This is a genomic window from Halobaculum limi (genome assembly GCF_029490015.1).
Taxonomy (GTDB): domain Archaea; phylum Halobacteriota; class Halobacteria; order Halobacteriales; family Haloferacaceae; genus Halobaculum; species Halobaculum limi.
The window spans coordinates 1-16,618 of sequence record NZ_CP120468.1 but is presented as its reverse complement, the minus strand read 5'-3'; the positions used below and the strand labels follow the sequence as shown (position 1 = coordinate 16,618).

At 61.8% G+C, this 16,618-nt stretch carries 15 protein-coding genes; 9 read left to right on the top strand and 6 right to left on the bottom strand.

What is annotated here, in order from left to right; genetic code table 11:
• The first annotated feature begins 2 nt into the window (after positions 1 to 2).
• From P0D77_RS00075 to P0D77_RS00045, 7 genes are all read left to right on the top strand, one after another.
• On the top strand, positions 3 to 1,766 hold the full coding sequence (locus tag P0D77_RS00075) for a DUF8186 domain-containing protein (RefSeq protein ID WP_277554064.1): 1,764 nt from the start codon (positions 3 to 5) through the stop codon (positions 1,764 to 1,766).
• Positions 1,763 to 2,593, top strand: a complete 831-nt coding sequence (locus P0D77_RS00070; RefSeq protein ID WP_277554063.1) for a hypothetical protein — start codon at positions 1,763 to 1,765, stop codon at positions 2,591 to 2,593. The genes P0D77_RS00075 and P0D77_RS00070 overlap by 4 nt, the downstream gene beginning before the upstream one ends.
• 2 nt (positions 2,594 to 2,595) lie before the next feature.
• Positions 2,596 to 3,726 carry a TrbL/VirB6 family protein gene (locus P0D77_RS00065; protein ID WP_277554062.1) on the top strand — a complete coding sequence of 377 codons (1,131 nt, stop codon included), beginning with the start codon at positions 2,596 to 2,598 and terminating at the stop codon, positions 3,724 to 3,726.
• 7 nt (positions 3,727 to 3,733) lie between these two features.
• Positions 3,734 to 4,819 carry a TraC-like domain-containing protein gene (locus P0D77_RS00060; protein ID WP_277554061.1) on the top strand — a complete coding sequence of 362 codons (1,086 nt, stop codon included), beginning with the start codon at positions 3,734 to 3,736 and terminating at the stop codon, positions 4,817 to 4,819.
• Positions 4,819 to 6,891: a VirB4 family type IV secretion system protein gene (locus tag P0D77_RS00055; RefSeq protein ID WP_277554059.1), complete on the top strand. Its 2,073-nt coding sequence runs from the start codon at positions 4,819 to 4,821 to the stop codon at positions 6,889 to 6,891. Before P0D77_RS00060 ends, P0D77_RS00055 begins: the two co-directional genes overlap by 1 nt.
• Positions 6,884 to 8,068: a phage NrS-1 polymerase family protein gene (locus P0D77_RS00050; RefSeq protein WP_277554058.1), complete on the top strand. Its 1,185-nt coding sequence runs from the start codon at positions 6,884 to 6,886 to the stop codon at positions 8,066 to 8,068. Before P0D77_RS00055 ends, P0D77_RS00050 begins: the two co-directional genes overlap by 8 nt.
• A gap of 338 nt (positions 8,069 to 8,406) precedes the next feature.
• The gene (locus P0D77_RS00045) at positions 8,407 to 10,161 is read left to right on the top strand and encodes an alpha/beta hydrolase family protein (RefSeq protein ID WP_277554057.1); all 1,755 of its coding nucleotides are present in this window, start codon (positions 8,407 to 8,409) and stop codon (positions 10,159 to 10,161) included.
• 178 nt (positions 10,162 to 10,339) lie between these two features.
• Here the strand turns inward: P0D77_RS00045 and P0D77_RS00040 are convergent, their stop codons facing one another.
• The 4 genes from P0D77_RS00040 to P0D77_RS00025 all read right to left on the bottom strand — a co-directional run bounded on the left by P0D77_RS00040 (position 10,340) and on the right by P0D77_RS00025 (position 12,263).
• Complete coding sequence (locus tag P0D77_RS00040) at positions 10,340 to 10,750, bottom strand: DUF2237 family protein (RefSeq protein ID WP_277554056.1); 411 nt, start codon at positions 10,748 to 10,750, stop codon at positions 10,340 to 10,342.
• Positions 10,751 to 10,873: 123 nt separating this feature from the next.
• A complete protein-coding gene (locus P0D77_RS00035; protein WP_277554055.1) occupies positions 10,874 to 11,383 on the bottom strand; it encodes a copper resistance protein CopD in 510 nt (169 codons plus the stop codon).
• A gap of 87 nt (positions 11,384 to 11,470) precedes the next feature.
• Positions 11,471 to 11,779: a cupin domain-containing protein gene (locus tag P0D77_RS00030; RefSeq protein ID WP_277554054.1), complete on the bottom strand. Its 309-nt coding sequence runs from the start codon at positions 11,777 to 11,779 to the stop codon at positions 11,471 to 11,473.
• A 94-nt stretch (positions 11,780 to 11,873) separates the two neighbouring features.
• Complete coding sequence (locus tag P0D77_RS00025; protein WP_277555820.1) at positions 11,874 to 12,263, bottom strand: cupin domain-containing protein; 390 nt, start codon at positions 12,261 to 12,263, stop codon at positions 11,874 to 11,876.
• A gap of 337 nt (positions 12,264 to 12,600) precedes the next feature.
• On the opposite strand from P0D77_RS00025, the gene P0D77_RS00020 reads away from it, so the two are divergent.
• Positions 12,601 to 13,074 (top strand): DUF6684 family protein, encoded by a 474-nt coding sequence (locus P0D77_RS00020; RefSeq protein ID WP_277554053.1) that lies wholly within the window; start codon positions 12,601 to 12,603, stop codon positions 13,072 to 13,074.
• A gap of 116 nt (positions 13,075 to 13,190) precedes the next feature.
• Here the strand turns inward: P0D77_RS00020 and P0D77_RS00015 are convergent, their stop codons facing one another.
• Positions 13,191 to 13,799: a hypothetical protein gene (locus P0D77_RS00015; protein WP_277554052.1), complete on the bottom strand. Its 609-nt coding sequence runs from the start codon at positions 13,797 to 13,799 to the stop codon at positions 13,191 to 13,193.
• Between the two features lie 167 nt (positions 13,800 to 13,966).
• On the opposite strand from P0D77_RS00015, the gene P0D77_RS00010 reads away from it, so the two are divergent.
• Entirely contained in the window at positions 13,967 to 14,278 is a 312-nt protein-coding gene (locus tag P0D77_RS00010; RefSeq protein ID WP_277554051.1) for a hypothetical protein, read from the top strand.
• Between the two features lie 64 nt (positions 14,279 to 14,342).
• On the opposite strand, the gene P0D77_RS00005 is transcribed toward P0D77_RS00010, so the two are convergent.
• Positions 14,343 to 16,586 (bottom strand): CDC48 family AAA ATPase, encoded by a 2,244-nt coding sequence (locus P0D77_RS00005; protein WP_277554050.1) that lies wholly within the window; start codon positions 16,584 to 16,586, stop codon positions 14,343 to 14,345.
• Positions 16,587 to 16,618: the final 32 nt, after the last annotated feature.

The window sequence follows — 16,618 nt, the reverse complement described above, 5'->3', positions numbered from 1 at the left end:
TGATGCGTGAGTGGATCACCACGCGAGCCATCCTCGCTATCGTCCTCATCGGTGGGCTCGTCGCCGTCGTAAGCGGGCAGCCGCCACGGCCGACCACCGAGACGAACGGCCTTACCACGGGAGAGGCGGCGACGCTGTGGAGTCGCGATGTGGACACCGGGACGGTCTCTGAGACGGCAGGTGCAATCGATTCGAACGAGTCGACTGCGCTCATCCAACTCGCGAACGCGACGGATCTCACCTTCCGACGACCGCCAGATACGGCCGCGCGGTGGACGCGCCGTGATTACGAGGACCTCCCCGAAACCGGAGTTGATCGCTCGGTGTACCCACCGCACGCCGAGCGAGCGAACGGGACGTACATCCAGGATGCACACGCCACCTTGTTCGCAGTCACTCCATCGACCGTCGTGTACGAGTCGCCCGACCAGCAGACGCGGTACGTCGCTCCGAACGGAACCGTCCGTGGATTCGTCGATTATCGAGTCACATTGCCTGCCGCAACTACGAGTGGGAACGAGACGACGGAGTACTCGCTCGCGAGCACTCGCATTCACTCGGTCCGCCTCGTTACCGACGATGGAACGACTGTCGCGACGTCGGCTGAGGACTCAACGCCGGAATTGTCGTATCAGCTCGACAGCGAGACGAGCTCGCTGCGACTTGTCGCTGAAATCTCCGCCAAGATCCGTCTCGAGCGAACACGTGAGAAACGTGGCTGGTTCATCCACCCCAACGGGTCGCTCGTGAACACCACCGAGACGACGACCTCCGTCGAGGTAACCAGCGAAACGGTCACCGTCAGCGATGAGATCGACGTCGAGACCTACACGCCGAGGGTTGCCCTCGAACGGGCACAAACGCCCGATGGCGACCACCTCGTCGCTGCGTTCCACGCCGACCCCTGGCAGGGGCTTCGATTCGGACCTGACGGTGAGCGCCGCGTCCGCGGTGTCTGGCGGTACTACACCGCTCGTGACCCTCGCTGGGACACCCTCGTTGCCAGTTCCGGCCGCGAGCGTACCGAGTCGGTATCGCCGGCTCTCCCTGTCTCAGTGTATGCGTACCCTTCGCGATTCGGCCCGCGGAGTGAACCTGCCGGGCAACGACCGACGCTGACCGATGTGTGGGGTGCAGACCGGCGCTCGCCAGCAACTCGACTCCCAGAGAACGTTGCCGTCGACGTGGTCGAGTCGCCCTACACAGCATCCTACGGTGTCTTGGTCGAGACCAACGCATCTGGAGCGGCGTCGGTCACAGCCGCCGGTGTGGTCCGTGGCGTTGACGTCCCGATCGAGCAGGTTGGCGGTGTCACACAGCTTCGACAAAGCGAGGTCCGTGCACGCGTTGTCGAACAGACGGAGTTCGAAGCGACGATCCGTATCTCACTCCACGACGCCGAAACCGGTGCGCCAATTCGCCTTGGCGAGCCGAATGCACCCTTCCCAGAGCCACCTGGCGGTGTTCGGACTGGCTACATCGAGATCGGTGGTGAGCAGGTGCAGACGAACGCAAGGGGTGTGGCAATCGTTACTGTCGACGAGCCGGGGGTGTACACCGCTCGGTACGTCCCTGGGTCGTGGCTTGCACAGGATCCAGCCTATGCTGGTTCGAGTGCAACGGCACGCTGGCACCCGCTGTTCACGATTGAGGGTTGGCTCGATTTGTTCGTCCGCGTGCTTCAGGTGGCTATCCCGTTCGCGCTGGCAGTGTATGCGGGACGCCGACTGGGTCAGCTTCTCGCAGTTGGAGGGATGCGGCGATGAACCGCATCTCACGGCGGCGGCTCCTTGGCCTGTCTGCAGCCGGCGTGTGCGGGCTCGCCGGGTGCACCAGCACGGACGGGGCTGCTGGAGATGACCAACCGGATGGCTCTGCCGGAGATGAAGCCGGCGAGGGTGGGCCGTTTGCGAGCGTCGCTGTCGAGGAAACGACGCTCGTGATCGATCTCCGTGAGGATGCCAGCGTTGAGCAAGTGAACGTCATCGCCCCAGATGGCTCTCGCATTCGGAGCTTCGATATCGTCTCCGGACAGACACGAGTTCGTGCTGAACTTGGCGTAACGTATGCGCCGGGTACCTACGAGATTACGACTGAGTCGGGTGCGAGTACCTCGCTCACCTTGGAGCCGGATCTCGTGATTGAGGAGCTCGGTGTCGGTGCGAACAATCTGGATGTGATGCCCGATAGTCTCGGGAACTTCGAACCGTACGCGGCGACGGTCGTTGTTCGAAACCGGGGGACTGGTCCAACTGGGATTGTGAACCTCGCGTTCAGTGGGGACGTCCCAAATCCGACAGAAGACGTGATGCCGTATCCTCAAAAGAGCGGCATCGTTGACCCAGAGAACGGTGTGACAGATGTAGAGTTCAAGCTCATTGAGAGCAACTCAAGTGTTCGCTTGTTCACGAGCACGGTACCGTTTCTGTTCGCCGGTCAAGAGGCCAAGTGCTCCTCAATGCCCAGCGAGAGCATCATCCGCGTAGAGGTATCTGATTCTGTAACTGGAGAGAGTTCTACAGCAGAGTTCGATGCGAGCTACTCTGCTGGTGAGGCCACCTGTGCCATCAGCATTGAAGATCGGAATACGTAGCAATGGCGCAAATTCCTCTCTCTGACTTCGGCCTTGAGTGGTTCAAGGATATAGTTGGGCAGCTTAACAAGTGGCTGAGGGAGCAACTCTCGACGGGCTATCAGACCCTGTCAGCCGAGATATTTGGGACTCCTCTCCCTGATACAGAGCTTACCTCGTTGTTCAGCGCCCCCAGTTCTACTGACCAGTTGTGGTACGACCTCTACCAGTCAATCGTTGGAGGCGATATTATGATCTACGCGTTGCTTGTGCTCTTCCTCTCTGTCCAAGCAAGACACTTTGTTCGCATTTTCCAACTGGGCTCACCACAGCAGGACCGCCAAGCGAAGCGTAGTGGCTGGATAGGTGCCGTTTTGATCGTTGGCTGGTACTGGGTCGGAGTTCTGTTGTTGTACTTGGTACACGGGCTGACCATAGGACTTGTTCCCAATGTCTCAGAGGTTAGTAGCTTAATTCTGGATCTACTCCCGTCAGCCGGACTCAACCCCCTGATGACGTTCATCTTTATGGGAATTGGGGCGATTTCGCTCACCGCTCTGAAGGCTATCTACTTCCTGCGTGAGCTACTGCTGTACGTCTATCTCTACGGGATGCCGATCGGGGTCGCGTTCGCGTTCAGCAATCTCCCGGTCATCTCTCAAATTGCGGCTCGCTTCTGCCGCCAGTTCATCCCACTGGCCATCCTCCCGCTCCCCGCAGCCGTGCTGTTCCGCGGGTATGCACTCTTGTTCGGCGGGTCACCAGTTGTCTCGCCGGGCGAGGCGCTCTTCCAGTACGTGGCGGTCATCTCGCTCCCTGTGCTCGGCTTGTACCTCACGTGGAAGACGTTCCGCTATGGTGCGCCGCTGGTCACAGCGGCCATTTCACGAACCGGTCGGGTTGCTACGGCCGCGGGCGTCGTCGCTGGTATTGCGGCGACGGGCGGGACCGGCGCCGCTGCAACCGCGGCTCGATACGGCTCTCGGGCAGGGGTTGCCCAAGCGGCAATCCAGCGTGTTGGCGGGGACTCCCGGGCGACCGACAGCCAGCGAACCTCGTCAACCACCGGACAGGATAACCTGACGACCGACGCCGACGCTGACGGGGGCGTCCCCGCCTACCGTCGTGCAGAACACGACCCCGGCTACTACTGATCAGACTATGTCCTCAGACGTAACCGCTGCAGACCGTCGCATTGTAACCCAGTTAGGCGAAGCACGTCGAATCCCACTGCTGAACGTCCGTGAAGGGGACTTCGGTGTCCTCGTCGGATTTCCGATTGCTGGCCTCCTTGTTGGGAGCCTGCTGTGGAATCCGTTGGTCCTCCCGCTCACACTTGTGGGCGTTATCGTCGGCGTCGCCACTGTGTACGCAGCGCCGCGGCATCGGACTGCGTGGGGGTGGCTCCAAGATATTGGTCGGTACTACCTCTGGCGCCCACGTTACACCCTCTCTCGTCCGGCGGGTGCAACACACGAGGGAACCGATGGTGGACGAACCTACGCACCATTCACACCCGACGAACGAACCCAAGACCTCACGAACGTCGCCCGGGCGTGGCCTGGAACCGGCGTCATCGAACGCGAGGACGGCGCCCTTGAGGCGTTCATTGAGGTGACGCCAGCGAATATGGACTTCGCGATGTCGGGCGATTGGGAAGCCGTCCAGCGGGCTGGTGAACGCTTCGCGAACGGCTCCCTGCGTTTCCCGCTGACCGTCCACACGACGACGCGGGCGTTCCCAGGGAACCAGCTCGTCGAACGGTTGACTCAGCGGAGAGCAGACCCCGATATTGTCGAGAACGAGGCCTTCGAAGCGCTGCTTGCTGAGTACCGAGAGCGGCGGCCAGCAGACCTCGCCGATACGCGCCAACACCGGTATTACCTCGGGGTGGGTGTCCAGCCGTCGGATCTTGGACGGACGCGGCAAGGCGAGCCGACGCCGAGCGAGCGACTCGCCGACTTCCCTGTCTTCGGGATGCTTCTTTCCCCACTCATCTCGCGTCGGTCGACACCGACACCTGCGCGGCGCCGCCAGGAACTGTACGACCGCCTTCGAGAGCGACTGCGAGTCGTCGAGTCGGAGTTCATCGAACACGTCGACGAGTGGGAATCTCGGCGACTCTCTACGCTGGAGTTGTTCGTCCTGACCACGACGTTCTGGAACGGGACTGAGTACGACACAGCAGCGCGCCTGCTCGCTCGTGAGCCAGCGCTCGCGACTGCTACCCGCCGGGAGGAAGCGTAATGACGCCAGTCTCCTCCCTCATCGCAGACGTCCTCGCGGTGGCACCAGCGCCGTTCTCAGCTCGTGGTGTGTTCACCTACGGAGTCGGGGGCGTGGTGCTGCTCATTGCTGTCGCCCGTCTCCGTCAGTGGTGGAGCACACGCGGTGACGACACCACATTTGGCGATCTCCTTGATGAGGAGACTGTTACGGCTGGACACGCAGAAGGCGCCGCGTTCGATGCGCTGGCTGAGCGTCATCGGACCGCGGTTGCACCGGATGCCATCGAGTGGGAGTCGCGTGCAGCGAGGGTCGGCGATGAGTGGACGCAGACGCTCACCATCGCTGCGTATCCAGACCACCCGACAGACGGCTATCTGAGTGGGCTGTTTGAGTTGACTGACGTCTCGTTTGACCTAACGGCCCACATTGACCCACTCCCGCAAGCTCGTGCACGTGACCGCCTCCAAGCGGCCGCCGATGACCTCCAAGCCGATGCCGACCTCGAACGGAGCGTCCGGGAGGCGTATCTCCACGACCGCGCAGCAGCGGCCACAGCCACATACAAAGCGGTCGAGAATGGCCAGCGGGTGTTCGAGCAGTCGTTGTACATCACCGTCCGTGCGGAGACGCGCTCGCAACTGGAAGATGAAGTCTCGACAGTCCGGGCGACAATCCGCGAGCCTCCTGCAAATCTCGAGCCAGCGACGGCCGTGTGTCTGCAGGACAAGGCACTCCAATCGGCTGCACCAGTTGGTGGTGACGCACTCGGCCGTAGCTCGTACGCGCTTGGTGGTGCAGTCGGTGCGCTCCTTTCGTCACCACACTCACCGACGCTGCTGGAGGAGGGTGGCGTCGAGTTCGGCGTACACAAAGACACACGAAGCCCGCTCGTTGTCGACCCGTTCGCTCGCGAAGACGGCTACGCAATGTTCACTGTCGGCGACCCGGGCTCGGGGAAATCGTATGGGGCGAAACAGAACTTCATCCGGAGTCTCGAACAGTCTGATGACCGGATCGGTATCATCCTCGAGCCGCTCAACAACTGGGCTGGGGTGAACGAGGCCCTTGGTGGTCGTCGGATCACTGTTGGCGGGACGCTCGGCCTCAACCCCCTCGAGATTAAACCGACGCCCGAGCACGTCCGTAACGCTCGCGGCGATGACGCGAGCATCCTGAAAGAGCGACGAGAGCGTGCCCTCTCTTTCTTCACGAATGCGTTTGCGACTCGCGACGTCGAACTCGCAGACCGCCGTACCACACTGGAGACGGCACTCATCGAAGCCTATGACCGCAAGGGAATCACCGAGGACGTTGCGACCCACGATCGCGAGAGCCCGACCGTCCGTGATATGCTCGACGTCCTTGCAGAGCTCTCTGAGTCGCCCGAAGAGTACGTCGTCCGGACAGAAGCCGAAGCCGACAAGATCGCCGAGGACGCGGTATGGCTCCTCGACCAGCTCCGTCCATTCGCGGAGGGTGGGCAGTTCGAGCAACTCGGCCGTCACAGTGAGTTCGACATCCGAGATGAGTCGCTCGTATACCTCGACCTCGCCGAACAGGGCGGGCAACTCGGCGGCCACACAAGCCTGCTGATGGAGCTGCTCATCTCGCTGGTGTATGAGCGGGCCAAAGAGACGGAGAAGGAGGTCGTGTTCGTCATCGACGAAGCGCGGTATCTGATGAAAGACGCCGCGACCCTCTCGTATTTGGAGACGATCTTCCGGCACCATCGCCATCACGATCTCTCAATCCGGTTGGTCACGCAGACCGTCGACGAGTTCTTCGAGCACGACATCGCGGAGATGATCCTTGACCAGTGTGCGATCAAGCAGTTCCACAAGCTGGATGGGATGGACCCTGAGTGGGCAGACGAGTTCGGGCTGAATCACCCACAGATGCGCTTTGTCCAGACGGCGACGCCCGGCGATGAGGAATCTGGGTACTCACAGGCGCTGCTTGGCGTTGACGGCGAGTGGCGTGGGATGGAGGTGCGAGCACTCCCGCGTGAGCACGCGGTGATCGAACACGACCCCGGGACGACTGACGGACCGCTCGCTGACACCAAATCACCTGCGTATGCCGATGACTGACGGCAATCTCCCGACAGCTGCCGACCTCCCGGACGCGATGGTCGAGCGCTCTCAATGGCTCTGCTGGCGGGGTGAGGAACGCGACGGCAAGCTGACGAAGGTTCCGATCGACCCCAGTACAGGTGGCTATGCTTCGACGACCGATTCGGCGACGTGGGCGTCGTTCAATGCGGCCCGCGCCGCTGCGGCAGATGAAGACGGTCTTGGATTCGTGTTCACTGCGCCGGACACGCTCGTCGGCGTCGACCTCGATGCGTGTCGCGACCCCAATTCTGGAGCGCTCGATACGGATGCCCGAGCGATCGTCGAGTGCTTGGACTCGTTCACCGAGGTGAGTCCGTCGGGAACCGGCGTTCACGTCATCGCCGCTGGGAGCCTTCCAGACGGGCGGAACCGACACGGCACGGTCGAGATGTACGACGAGGGCCGCTTCTTCACCGTCACTGGTGACCACCTCTCGGAGACGCCGCTGACCGTTGAGCGCCGACCGTCGGAACTCCAAGCGGTTCACGCCGAGTACGTCGCTGCTGCCACGCCTGCTGATGATCGCGGAGGCGCACCAACAGACCGGAGCGCAAGCGCGGCGACTCAACCCGGCCTCTCGGACGACGAACTCCTTGACCGGGCGCGGACGGCAGCGAACGGCGAGAAGTTCACACGGCTGTTCGATGGGTCAACTGCTGGGTATCCAAGCCAGTCGGAGGCGGATATGGCGCTGTGTTCGTTGCTCGCGTTCTGGACTGGTGGCGATGAAGCCCAGATGGACCGACTGTTCCGCGAATCTGGCCTGTTCCGTGGGAAATGGGATGATGTTCATTTCGCTGATGGTGCGACCTACGGCGGGCGGACTATCGAACGGGCAGTCGCTGGCACGAGTGAGTTCTACGAACCGCCGGCCACGGATTCGTGGACTGCGTTCGACACCAACGAATCAGGGACGCGGCACAATGAGACTGAGACTACGGTGGGTGACGACACCCCTCCTGAACCAACGCCGATATCGACTGACGTGTTGGTGAGTGTTCGGGCGGAATTAGAGGCGCTGGAGGCAGAAAATGAACGGCTACGGGAAGCCCTCTCTGCGGAACGGGCGCAGCGACACGAGTTGGAGGTTGCCCTCGAGGAGGAGAAAGAACAGAAGCTTGGAATTCTCGGCCGACTGTTCAGCCGTCGCTGACGCTCGTCCGAGCAGTGTTTACACACCGTGGCGGGTGAGGTGCACTCGAACCATCTTTCGGACTCAACTTCGAGGATTCGTATTCGAACAGTATTCGCTCAACGATCCGCTGTTGTACGGTCGCACTCGGTCGGTTTCACTACCACTTTCGAGGAAACAGTAGAGAACGAACTCGACGACCAGTATCTCGAATCGGACTCCTGTAGCTGTCGTCAGCGAACATTCGACGCCCGGGTGCAGTTTATACAACACCTGTACGCAAACTTAACACACGGTTTTTGATAGTTCACATACAACTATTATGGATGTGGCGGGTTCTCTACTGGAGATACCCAATTATGGATAAGAAATCGCGACTACTGGTCCTCGGATTCTCACTCCTGCTCGTGTTTGGTGGGAGTGCGATGGCGTGGACTGTACAGACCGACGGCGGCGACGTCGCGGTTCGAGATGTAAAGTTTGCGGGGACGAACGGGACGATGATGAGCGGGACGCTGTATATCCCGGAAGAAGCGTCCAGTGCAAGCCCGCAACCTGGTGTGTTAGCGGTCCACGGCTACATCAACTCAAAGGAGACACAATCGGCGTTCGCCATTGAGTACGCGAGACGCGGATTCGTCGTGTTAGCACTCGACCAGACGGGTCACGGCTACTCTGATGCACCGGCATTCGCCAACGGCTTCGGCGGCCCCGACGGGCTGTCGTACCTGCGCTCGCTAGAGTTCGTCGACAACGAGAACATTGGGCTCGAAGGCCACTCGATGGGTGGCTGGACGGTCTTGTCGGCTGCGGCGGCCCAGCCAGACGGTTACGAGTCGATGGTGCTCGTCGGCTCTTCGACAGGGTCGGGCTTCTCTCCCCCTGGAACGACGGAATACCCACGAAACCTCGGAGTCGTTTTCAGTGAGTACGACGAGTTCTCCCAACTGATGTGGGAGGTCGACCACGCCTCCGATGTCGAAAACAGCGAGAAACTCCAGGGTGTCTTCGGCACCGACACTACGGTCGAAGAGGGTCGAACCTACGGCAGTCTCCAAGAGGGGACCGCTCGCCAGCTGTACACCCCGACAACGACCCACCCCGGTGACCACTTCTCGACGGCCGCGATCGGTGACTCCATCGAGTGGCTCCAGCTAACGCTCGACGGCGAGAACGAACTCCCCGCCTCGAACCAGGTGTGGTACTGGAAGTCGCTCGGAACGTTCCTCGCGTTGATCGGCGGCGTCCTGTTTATGTTCCCGTTCGGCGGGATCGTCATCGACCGCGTTGAGGGATTCAACTCCGCGTCTGTCCCCGAGGCAAAGGGGATGACTGGACCCGGGCGAATCGCCGCAGGCGTTCTCGCGGCGGTGATCCCTGTTATCACCTACTTCCCGCTCACGACGGGCGCGGCGGGCATCCTACCGGTGAATCGGTTCTTCCCGCAGCTGATCTCCAACGGAGTGCTCGTTTGGGCGCTTGCGAATGGCGTCATCACGGCGGCGCTATTCGGTCTCTGGCACTACACGAACAACCGCGATGACCCCTCGGTCACGCTCGAGAACTACGGGCTCGGAACCGGCGAGGGTGCTCGAACCGTCGCGAAGGCACTTGGTATCGGTGTGAGCGTCGTCGCGGGGCTGTACGTCCTCGAGACGGCCATCGCGTTCCTCTTCCAGACCGACCTCCGTATCTGGGTGTTCGCGATCAAGCTGTTGTCACCCGTCCAGTTCCGGATCGCACTGTCGTACGTCGTCCCGCTGTTTGCGTTCTTCGTCGTGCTCGGCGTCCTGCTGCACGGGCAGCTTCGCCCCGCCGGCACCGAGCAGTCGTTCGGCCGTGCGATGGCGACGAACTGGGCCGTGGTGGCTGGTGGGTTCCTCGGTCTCCTCGTGTTGCAGTACGCGACACTGCTGTCGGGAAGCCCACTCCCCGTTGGTGACCCGCTGTGGACGATCATCGCGATGCAGTTCCTCGTCCTCCTGTCGATCGTCGCGTTCGTTAGCACGTACTTCTTCAGGCGGACTGGGAGCGTCTGGGTCGGCGCCACGGTGAACGCACTCTTGGTCACGTGGACAGTCGTGGCCGGCACCGCCACACAGTTCCCGGTGTAAGACCGGGACACACGTTCTACAGATCAGCAAGGCAAATGCCTCGGGGCTTGTGCTCGAAGTACTCCACAGCAGCACCCAGAAAGGAATCTACCTCTGCTCTCTATTGAGCACGGACGCGACGTCCCCTTTGCCAATGTTAGTGCTCGGACCGATTGCTGTTGTCTGCCCGGTAGTCCCGTCAGCGGTCGTCAACCGCATACTCACGAAGCGTCTCGAGTGAGACCTCCTCAAGTACTGATTTGTTAGTCGCATCGAGGACGACGGGCGGTGCAACGCCAGCCTCCCGCGCTTCCACCCAGCGTGGCAAACACAGACACCAGCGGTCGCCGTCTGCGAGTCCTGGGAATCCCAGATCTGGCCGCGGCGTAATTAGGTCGTTACCCCGGTCACGGGAGTACTGGAGGAACTCTTCAGTTACGACCGCACACACCTCGTGCCGCCCAGGGTCACGGACGAGGTGGCGGCAGTGTCCGTCTCGAAGGTAGCCGGTCTCAGGGTCGCCGCTACACTCTTCGAGGGGTTCGGCAAGCACGTTGCGCTCCGGTTCATCACCATCGGGGGCACCGCCGTCCGTCTGCGGGTTGGGCATCCTACCTGTACCAACGGATGCTGTGATGAAAAGACCGTGGCGACGAGATCAAAAACGGTCCACGCTGAGCTGCGAGTCTGCCCGATGAATACGATGCCGACGATGGCGCAAAAGCGAGGCTGATCAGGGGACGACCCCGCTTGCCAACAACGCCGCGTCAACGAGCAACAGTACGCCCAGCACGGTCGCGACGAGCACGTACGGGCGGACGACGCCAGCAAGCCGCCGCGCCTCCGCGTCATCGTCGAGGCCGAACCGGGTGATCGCGTGCCGGGCGAAGCCCATCGCGGTGCCATCGGCCGCCCGCAGTCGGTAAATGCCGAGTTCGAGGATGCCGTTCATCACGCCCCACAGCGCAAGCATCCCGAGGATGAGGTGTCCGCGCGTCGTCCCAAGCAACCGCGCCAGAGGGTACAACTCCCAGATCTGGTATCCACCAGTGAGTGGCAGGATCACACCCGTCCACCGCGTCGTCTGGAGCAACCAGTCGACAGAGCGGCCGAACGCCGCGGCTGCGAGGTCGCCCTCGCGTGCCGCCGGAACGACGGTCACAGCGGCATAGGCGACGCTGCCGGTCCACAGGCCGCCAGCGACGACGTGTGCGACGTACGAGAGCGTGAGCAGCCAGGTCACGACGCGATCACTCGGCGACCTCGGATTCGTCGAAGCATCGTCCCGGCCAACAGCCGCAGTCGACAAAACGCGTTCGGCGGCGGGCGGTCACCCCTCGTCTGCTCGCGGGGCCAAGACGACCAGCGCGAGGCTATCCTCGGTTGCGACCGGCGAGACCTCGCGTTCGCCCTTGAATTGGGTCAAGTCACCGCCCGACAGCGCGTGCGTCTCTTCGTCGACGTGGAGGTCGATGGCACCGTCGAGGACGTGTATCAGGACGTCTCGACCGGGGTGACTGTGTGGGTCGACCCGTTCGCCGGCATCGAGGGCGAGTCGGATCGTCCGCGGTTCGGCGTCGGGGAAGACGGTCGCGTGTGGCGTCGCGTCGAGGTCGGAGAGTGTTCGAACTTGGGTCATCAGTGAGTTGGATGGTGTGGCTGGGTCGTGTGTGGCGTGCGATGCTGCGGTGTCGTCGGATGGCTCAGTTACCGCATATTCGTATGCTCGCTCGTCACTCCGAGTCGTCGGCGGTCGGGTCGAACACGCCCCGGCGTAGGCCCTCACGGACAGGGCCGTGTTCTTCGTCGGTCGGCGGCGGCGTGGTCACGAGCAACGCCTCCAACCGGCCATCCTCGTCGGCCCGGATACCGCGGTCTGTCCCGGCTTCGACGGCGACCGTGTCGCCAGGGCTGACCTTGTGGGTCGTCTTGTCTTCGCGGACGACGCCGGTTCCGCGTCGGACGTTGACTACGACGTCGCTTCCGGGCGCGTGGACGGGGATGAATTGCCCCGGCTCGAAGTAGGCGCACACGACTTTCGTCCGCTCCGTCCGGAACGTCTCTTGGGCGCTGAATCGCTTGTCGTCGTATGCACGTTCGGCGTCGAAGTCGATCAGCGGCATCGCGACCTCCTCTGAGAACGGCCGGGGCGACCGGGAGTCGATCTGCGCGAGCGACGGCGGTCGTCGGTCATACCTCCGACTCTGGTCACCAGCCGGATGGGGCTTCCCCCGAACCTGTTCACGGCAGGCGAGGCGACGCTTCCGACAGTCGCTGATTATGAGGATATCCACGATGGCGACGGTCATCGGGACCAAGCGGCTAACCGCCTGCGGGTGTTCTTCGGGGGACTCGTGCCGCAGTGCGTACACGAAGATGATCGAGACGTCCCTCTCAACGTGAGTCGACACTGGTGACCCGCCGGTCGGCTCTCGCTCCGAAACCCGGCCGTTCAAGATCGTGGACACCCTCAGTAGACCCGAGCGGATGACCGACGAGCAGACAGCCGAGCAGGCGTCTCGAGTGGCAGACGAGCGTGACCTCGATAGCGACACGGCCCCCAATGACGACGGGGATGCGGAGGCCGACGGCGCTGGCGTGTTCTCTCGGCGGACGCTCTCGGATCTGTTCGTGAATGCCGTTCCCATCGCGATGCTGGCGGCATTTGTCATTGGATTCGGTGTGCTCGCGCCGGGCGGCTTCGACTCGGAGCCGCTGCTGGGTTTTCACGGCGCCCTCGTTGCAGGAGTCGTCCTCGTGAGCTACGTTGCGGTCCGTGCAGTGTCGGCGGCCGATGGCGACCTTGATGGCGACCGGCAGGTGTCGCTATACGATGAGCGTGAGGACGACGACACAGGTGCCTGCAGCACTGAGGAGTGCGAGAATTCCGACACCTCGTTGCTTCGCCACGGCGACGACGACACGAGCGAGTGACGTGCGTCCTCGCGACCTTATTTCGAGATGAGAATTCCGCCGGTTACCCTATGAGTGAATCCGACACTTGCTGACCAGTCCACTGACGACACTCTGGCCGGATATTCCACGCTAATCTACCGTGGGCTGTTCGAGCGACTGTCAAACAACGATGTGAACCGTACCAGCAGTGCAACTGCGACAGAGACGGCGAGAGTTGGATATTCGACTCCGACGACCATCCACTTCAGAGACTCAGAAGCGTTCATCAGGCCAATCAGGAGCGTCGCGTACTCGTCGGGATTCGTGTAGATGAGGATGACCCAGAAGTTCTCCAGCGAGTCGAGGAGTCGCGAGAGAACCGTCAGTCCCATTCCGACTTTCGGTAGCAGTACGAGTCTGTCGTGGCCTGCCAGTGTCTGCAAAGCGATCGAGTGGAGTGAGAAGAACAGGAGAAATCCTGCGATAATGAAGAGGTAATCGAGGACCGAGAGCAGCATCACGGATCTCATAACGGGTTCGAAAGCCTGCAGTATCGCATCGACTTCCGCCCGGGTCGTCGCGGCCTGCAAATCTGCAGTGGAGTAGCCAGACGTCTCGATCCGTCGGGTCACCGGTACGAACCCCAGCGCGATCACCCCGACGAATGTGCAAAACGAGACGGCGGCGACGACCCCGTGGGTTCTCACGGAGAGCGCATCGGCGTATCGTTCGAATGGACGAACGAGTGTATCCAGCAATCGCATATCGATAGTTGACTGTACTCACGTTTCCGGTAGTCTTGTAAACCGGTCCTCGCGTTCGATATCAATATCAGCGAACTGCGACCGCCGTCACGGAACGATCACGGGTCGACGACTAATCGGACAAGATCTGTCGAAACGGCGAATAATTCGACCCGTGTGTACGGGGTATGATCGAATCTCAATGGGATGATATTCGTGGCAAGGAGGTCCGGTACCACGACCACACGTGGGAACTCTCTGGTGACGTCGAAATTCTCGAAAGTGGTGAGTCATTGGGGGTGGAGGCGCGAGCAGTAGATACCGATAGGCACGAACCCGCGCGGTTGTTCTTCGGGCTGGAAGGCACCGACTCGCTCAACCCGGGCAACCTCGCGACGCACTTCGACCGGATTGAACACACCAACGACGGGCACGTCCTCGTCGTCAAAACCGACCAGAACACGTACCGATACAGGCTCCACCGCCTCGAAGCAGAGTGACGAGGGGTGGGGAGTTCTCACACACATTCGAGGCGGAAGCCAACGACTTCACTCGTGGGAGATGTCACTGGAATCCCAACTCCGAACTGTCGACATCGAGGTCTATCGTTCCACCCAACTCCTGCGCAAGGTCATCGTAGAACTGCTGCATCTCCGCTGTCACGGACGGCGTCACTTTCTCGATCGCTCTGTCGAAGTCGTCGGCTGAAACGCGGACCGTCGCTGCCCACTCGTCGAGTGCTGTGGGTGAGGAATCTGCGGGAACGTCCTCGATCGCGGTCTCCATCGCCAACAGGCTCGCTTCGCGAACGATCGCCTCGATGTCGCTGCCGGTGTACCGCTCGCTCCGGTCTGCCAACTCCGCGAGGTCGACGTCATCTTCTAACGGAACGCCTGCAGTGTGAACGCCAAAGATCGCGAGTCGAGCGTCCCTGTCCGGCGTTGGGACGTAGAGGATCTTCTCCAAGCGGCCCGGACGCAAGAGCGCTCGGTCGACGATGTCTGGCCGATTCGTCGCCCCGATGATCAACACGTTTCGGAGATCCTCGATCCCGTCTAACTCCGTCAGTAGTTGGGAGACGACCCGCTCGGTCACGCGTGAGTCCATCGTCCCGCCGCGTTCGGGCGCGAGCGCGTCGAGTTCGTCGAAGAACACGATCGTCGGGGCGTTCTGTCGAGCCCGTCGAAACACCTCTCTGACTGCCTTCTCCGACTCACCGACGAACTTGTCGAGCAGTTCCGGGCCTTTCACCGACATGAAGTTCACGCCGCTCTCATTTGCGATCGCCCGCGCCAACAGCGTCTTGCCCGTCCCTGGGGGCCCGTACAGGAGGATGCCTTTCGGCGCCTCTGTGTGGAGGGTCTCGAACAGTTGTGGGTAGCGGAGGGGCCACTCGACCGCACGAACGAGTTCTTCACGGACGGATTCGAGGCCCCCGACGTCGTCGTACGTCACGTTGGGCACCTCGACGAACACCTCCCGCATCGCACTTGGTTGCACCTCTTGGAGCGCGGCTTCGAAGTCATCGACCGTGATCTCGATCTGTTCGAGAATGTCCGGCGAGACGGTCTCTGCATCTAAGTCGATGTCCAAGTCGACTTGCGCCCGCCGGAGCGCGGTCATCGCCGCCTCTTTGGCGAGTCCCTCCAAGTCTGCGCCGACGAACCCGTACGTTCGATCGGCGACATCGTCGAGATCGACGGCTGACGCCAACGGCATCCCACGGGTGTGGACGGTCAGGATCTCCAACCGGCCATCACGGTCCGGCGGGCCGATCTCGATCTCGCGGTCGAAGCGGCCGCCCCGACGTAACGCCGTGTCGATCGCATCCGGTCGGTTCGTCGCAGCGATCACGATCACGTCGCCACGCTCTTCGAGGCCGTCCATCAACGAGAGTAGTTGGGCGACCACACGCCGTTCGACCTCTCCGGTGACTTCGTCGCGACTTGGCGCGATAGAATCGATTTCGTCGATGAAGACGATTGCCGGCGTGTTGCGTGCGGCTTCATCGAATATCTCACGGAGATGCTGCTCGCTTTCGCCGTAGTACTTGGACATAATTTCCGGGCCCGAGATCGCGTAGAACTCCGCGTTGACTTCGTTGGCGACGGCCTTCGCGATCAACGTCTTGCCGGTCCCCGGTGGGCCGTACAACAACACGCCCTTCGGTGGGGCGATGCCGAGCCGGCGGAACAACTCGGGGTGTCGGAGTGGAAGTTCGATGATCTCTCTCACGCGGTCGAGTTCGCGGTCGAGTCCGCCGATATCTTCGTAGGTGACGTCCGGAATCCCGGCGCGTTCGCCCTGGAGGTCGTCCTCGCTGATCGGGCGCTCGCGAATCGTCAGCTCCGTCTCACCGGTGACAATAACGGGTCCAGCGGGCGATGTCTTCGTGACAAGGAACACGAACGGTTGGCCGAGCAAGCGGAGATGGACTACGTCTCCCCGGACGACAGGGCGGTCGGTCATATACCGGGCGAGGAACTGCTCTGCGCCACGGAGAATGACATACTGTGGAAGCGCGACGGTGATCGATTCCGCCGGTGTTGCTTCTACAGTGTCGACCTCCGCGAAGTCGTCGATCGCAACTCCGGCGTTCGACCGGACGTTCCCGTCTATCCGGAGGATCCCATCTGGGTCACCCTCGTACGCCGGCATCGCCTTCGCGACGGTTCGTCGCCGACCCGTGATTTGGAGGGTGTCTCCCGGTTCAATTCCAAGTTCGGTCAGAACACTCGTTCCAACTCGTGCGATCCCACGTCCCGCATCGTGCGGAGCTAATCCAGCGACACGAAGTTCACGTACCATTCGCGATCACAGCCATAGGATTGCCTTGTCAG

Coding starts and splice junctions, on each gene's coding strand:
- P0D77_RS00065 (WP_277554062.1), top strand. CDS start 2,596: ATGGCGCAAATTCCTCTCTCTGACTTCGGCCTTGAGTGGTTCAAGGAT.
- P0D77_RS00075 (WP_277554064.1), top strand. CDS start 3: ATGCGTGAGTGGATCACCACGCGAGCCATCCTCGCTATCGTCCTCATC.
- P0D77_RS00040 (WP_277554056.1), bottom strand. CDS start 10,750: ATGCCCAACCCGCAGACGGACGGCGGTGCCCCCGATGGTGATGAACCG.
- P0D77_RS00015 (WP_277554052.1), bottom strand. CDS start 13,799: ATGCGATTGCTGGATACACTCGTTCGTCCATTCGAACGATACGCCGAT.
- P0D77_RS00060 (WP_277554061.1), top strand. CDS start 3,734: ATGTCCTCAGACGTAACCGCTGCAGACCGTCGCATTGTAACCCAGTTA.
- P0D77_RS00030 (WP_277554054.1), bottom strand. CDS start 11,779: ATGACCCAAGTTCGAACACTCTCCGACCTCGACGCGACGCCACACGCG.
- P0D77_RS00050 (WP_277554058.1), top strand. CDS start 6,884: ATGACTGACGGCAATCTCCCGACAGCTGCCGACCTCCCGGACGCGATG.
- P0D77_RS00070 (WP_277554063.1), top strand. CDS start 1,763: ATGAACCGCATCTCACGGCGGCGGCTCCTTGGCCTGTCTGCAGCCGGC.
- P0D77_RS00005 (WP_277554050.1), bottom strand. CDS start 16,586: ATGGTACGTGAACTTCGTGTCGCTGGATTAGCTCCGCACGATGCGGGA.
- P0D77_RS00045 (WP_277554057.1), top strand. CDS start 8,407: ATGGATAAGAAATCGCGACTACTGGTCCTCGGATTCTCACTCCTGCTC.
- P0D77_RS00010 (WP_277554051.1), top strand. CDS start 13,967: ATGATCGAATCTCAATGGGATGATATTCGTGGCAAGGAGGTCCGGTAC.
- P0D77_RS00055 (WP_277554059.1), top strand. CDS start 4,819: ATGACGCCAGTCTCCTCCCTCATCGCAGACGTCCTCGCGGTGGCACCA.
- P0D77_RS00025 (WP_277555820.1), bottom strand. CDS start 12,263: ATGCCGCTGATCGACTTCGACGCCGAACGTGCATACGACGACAAGCGA.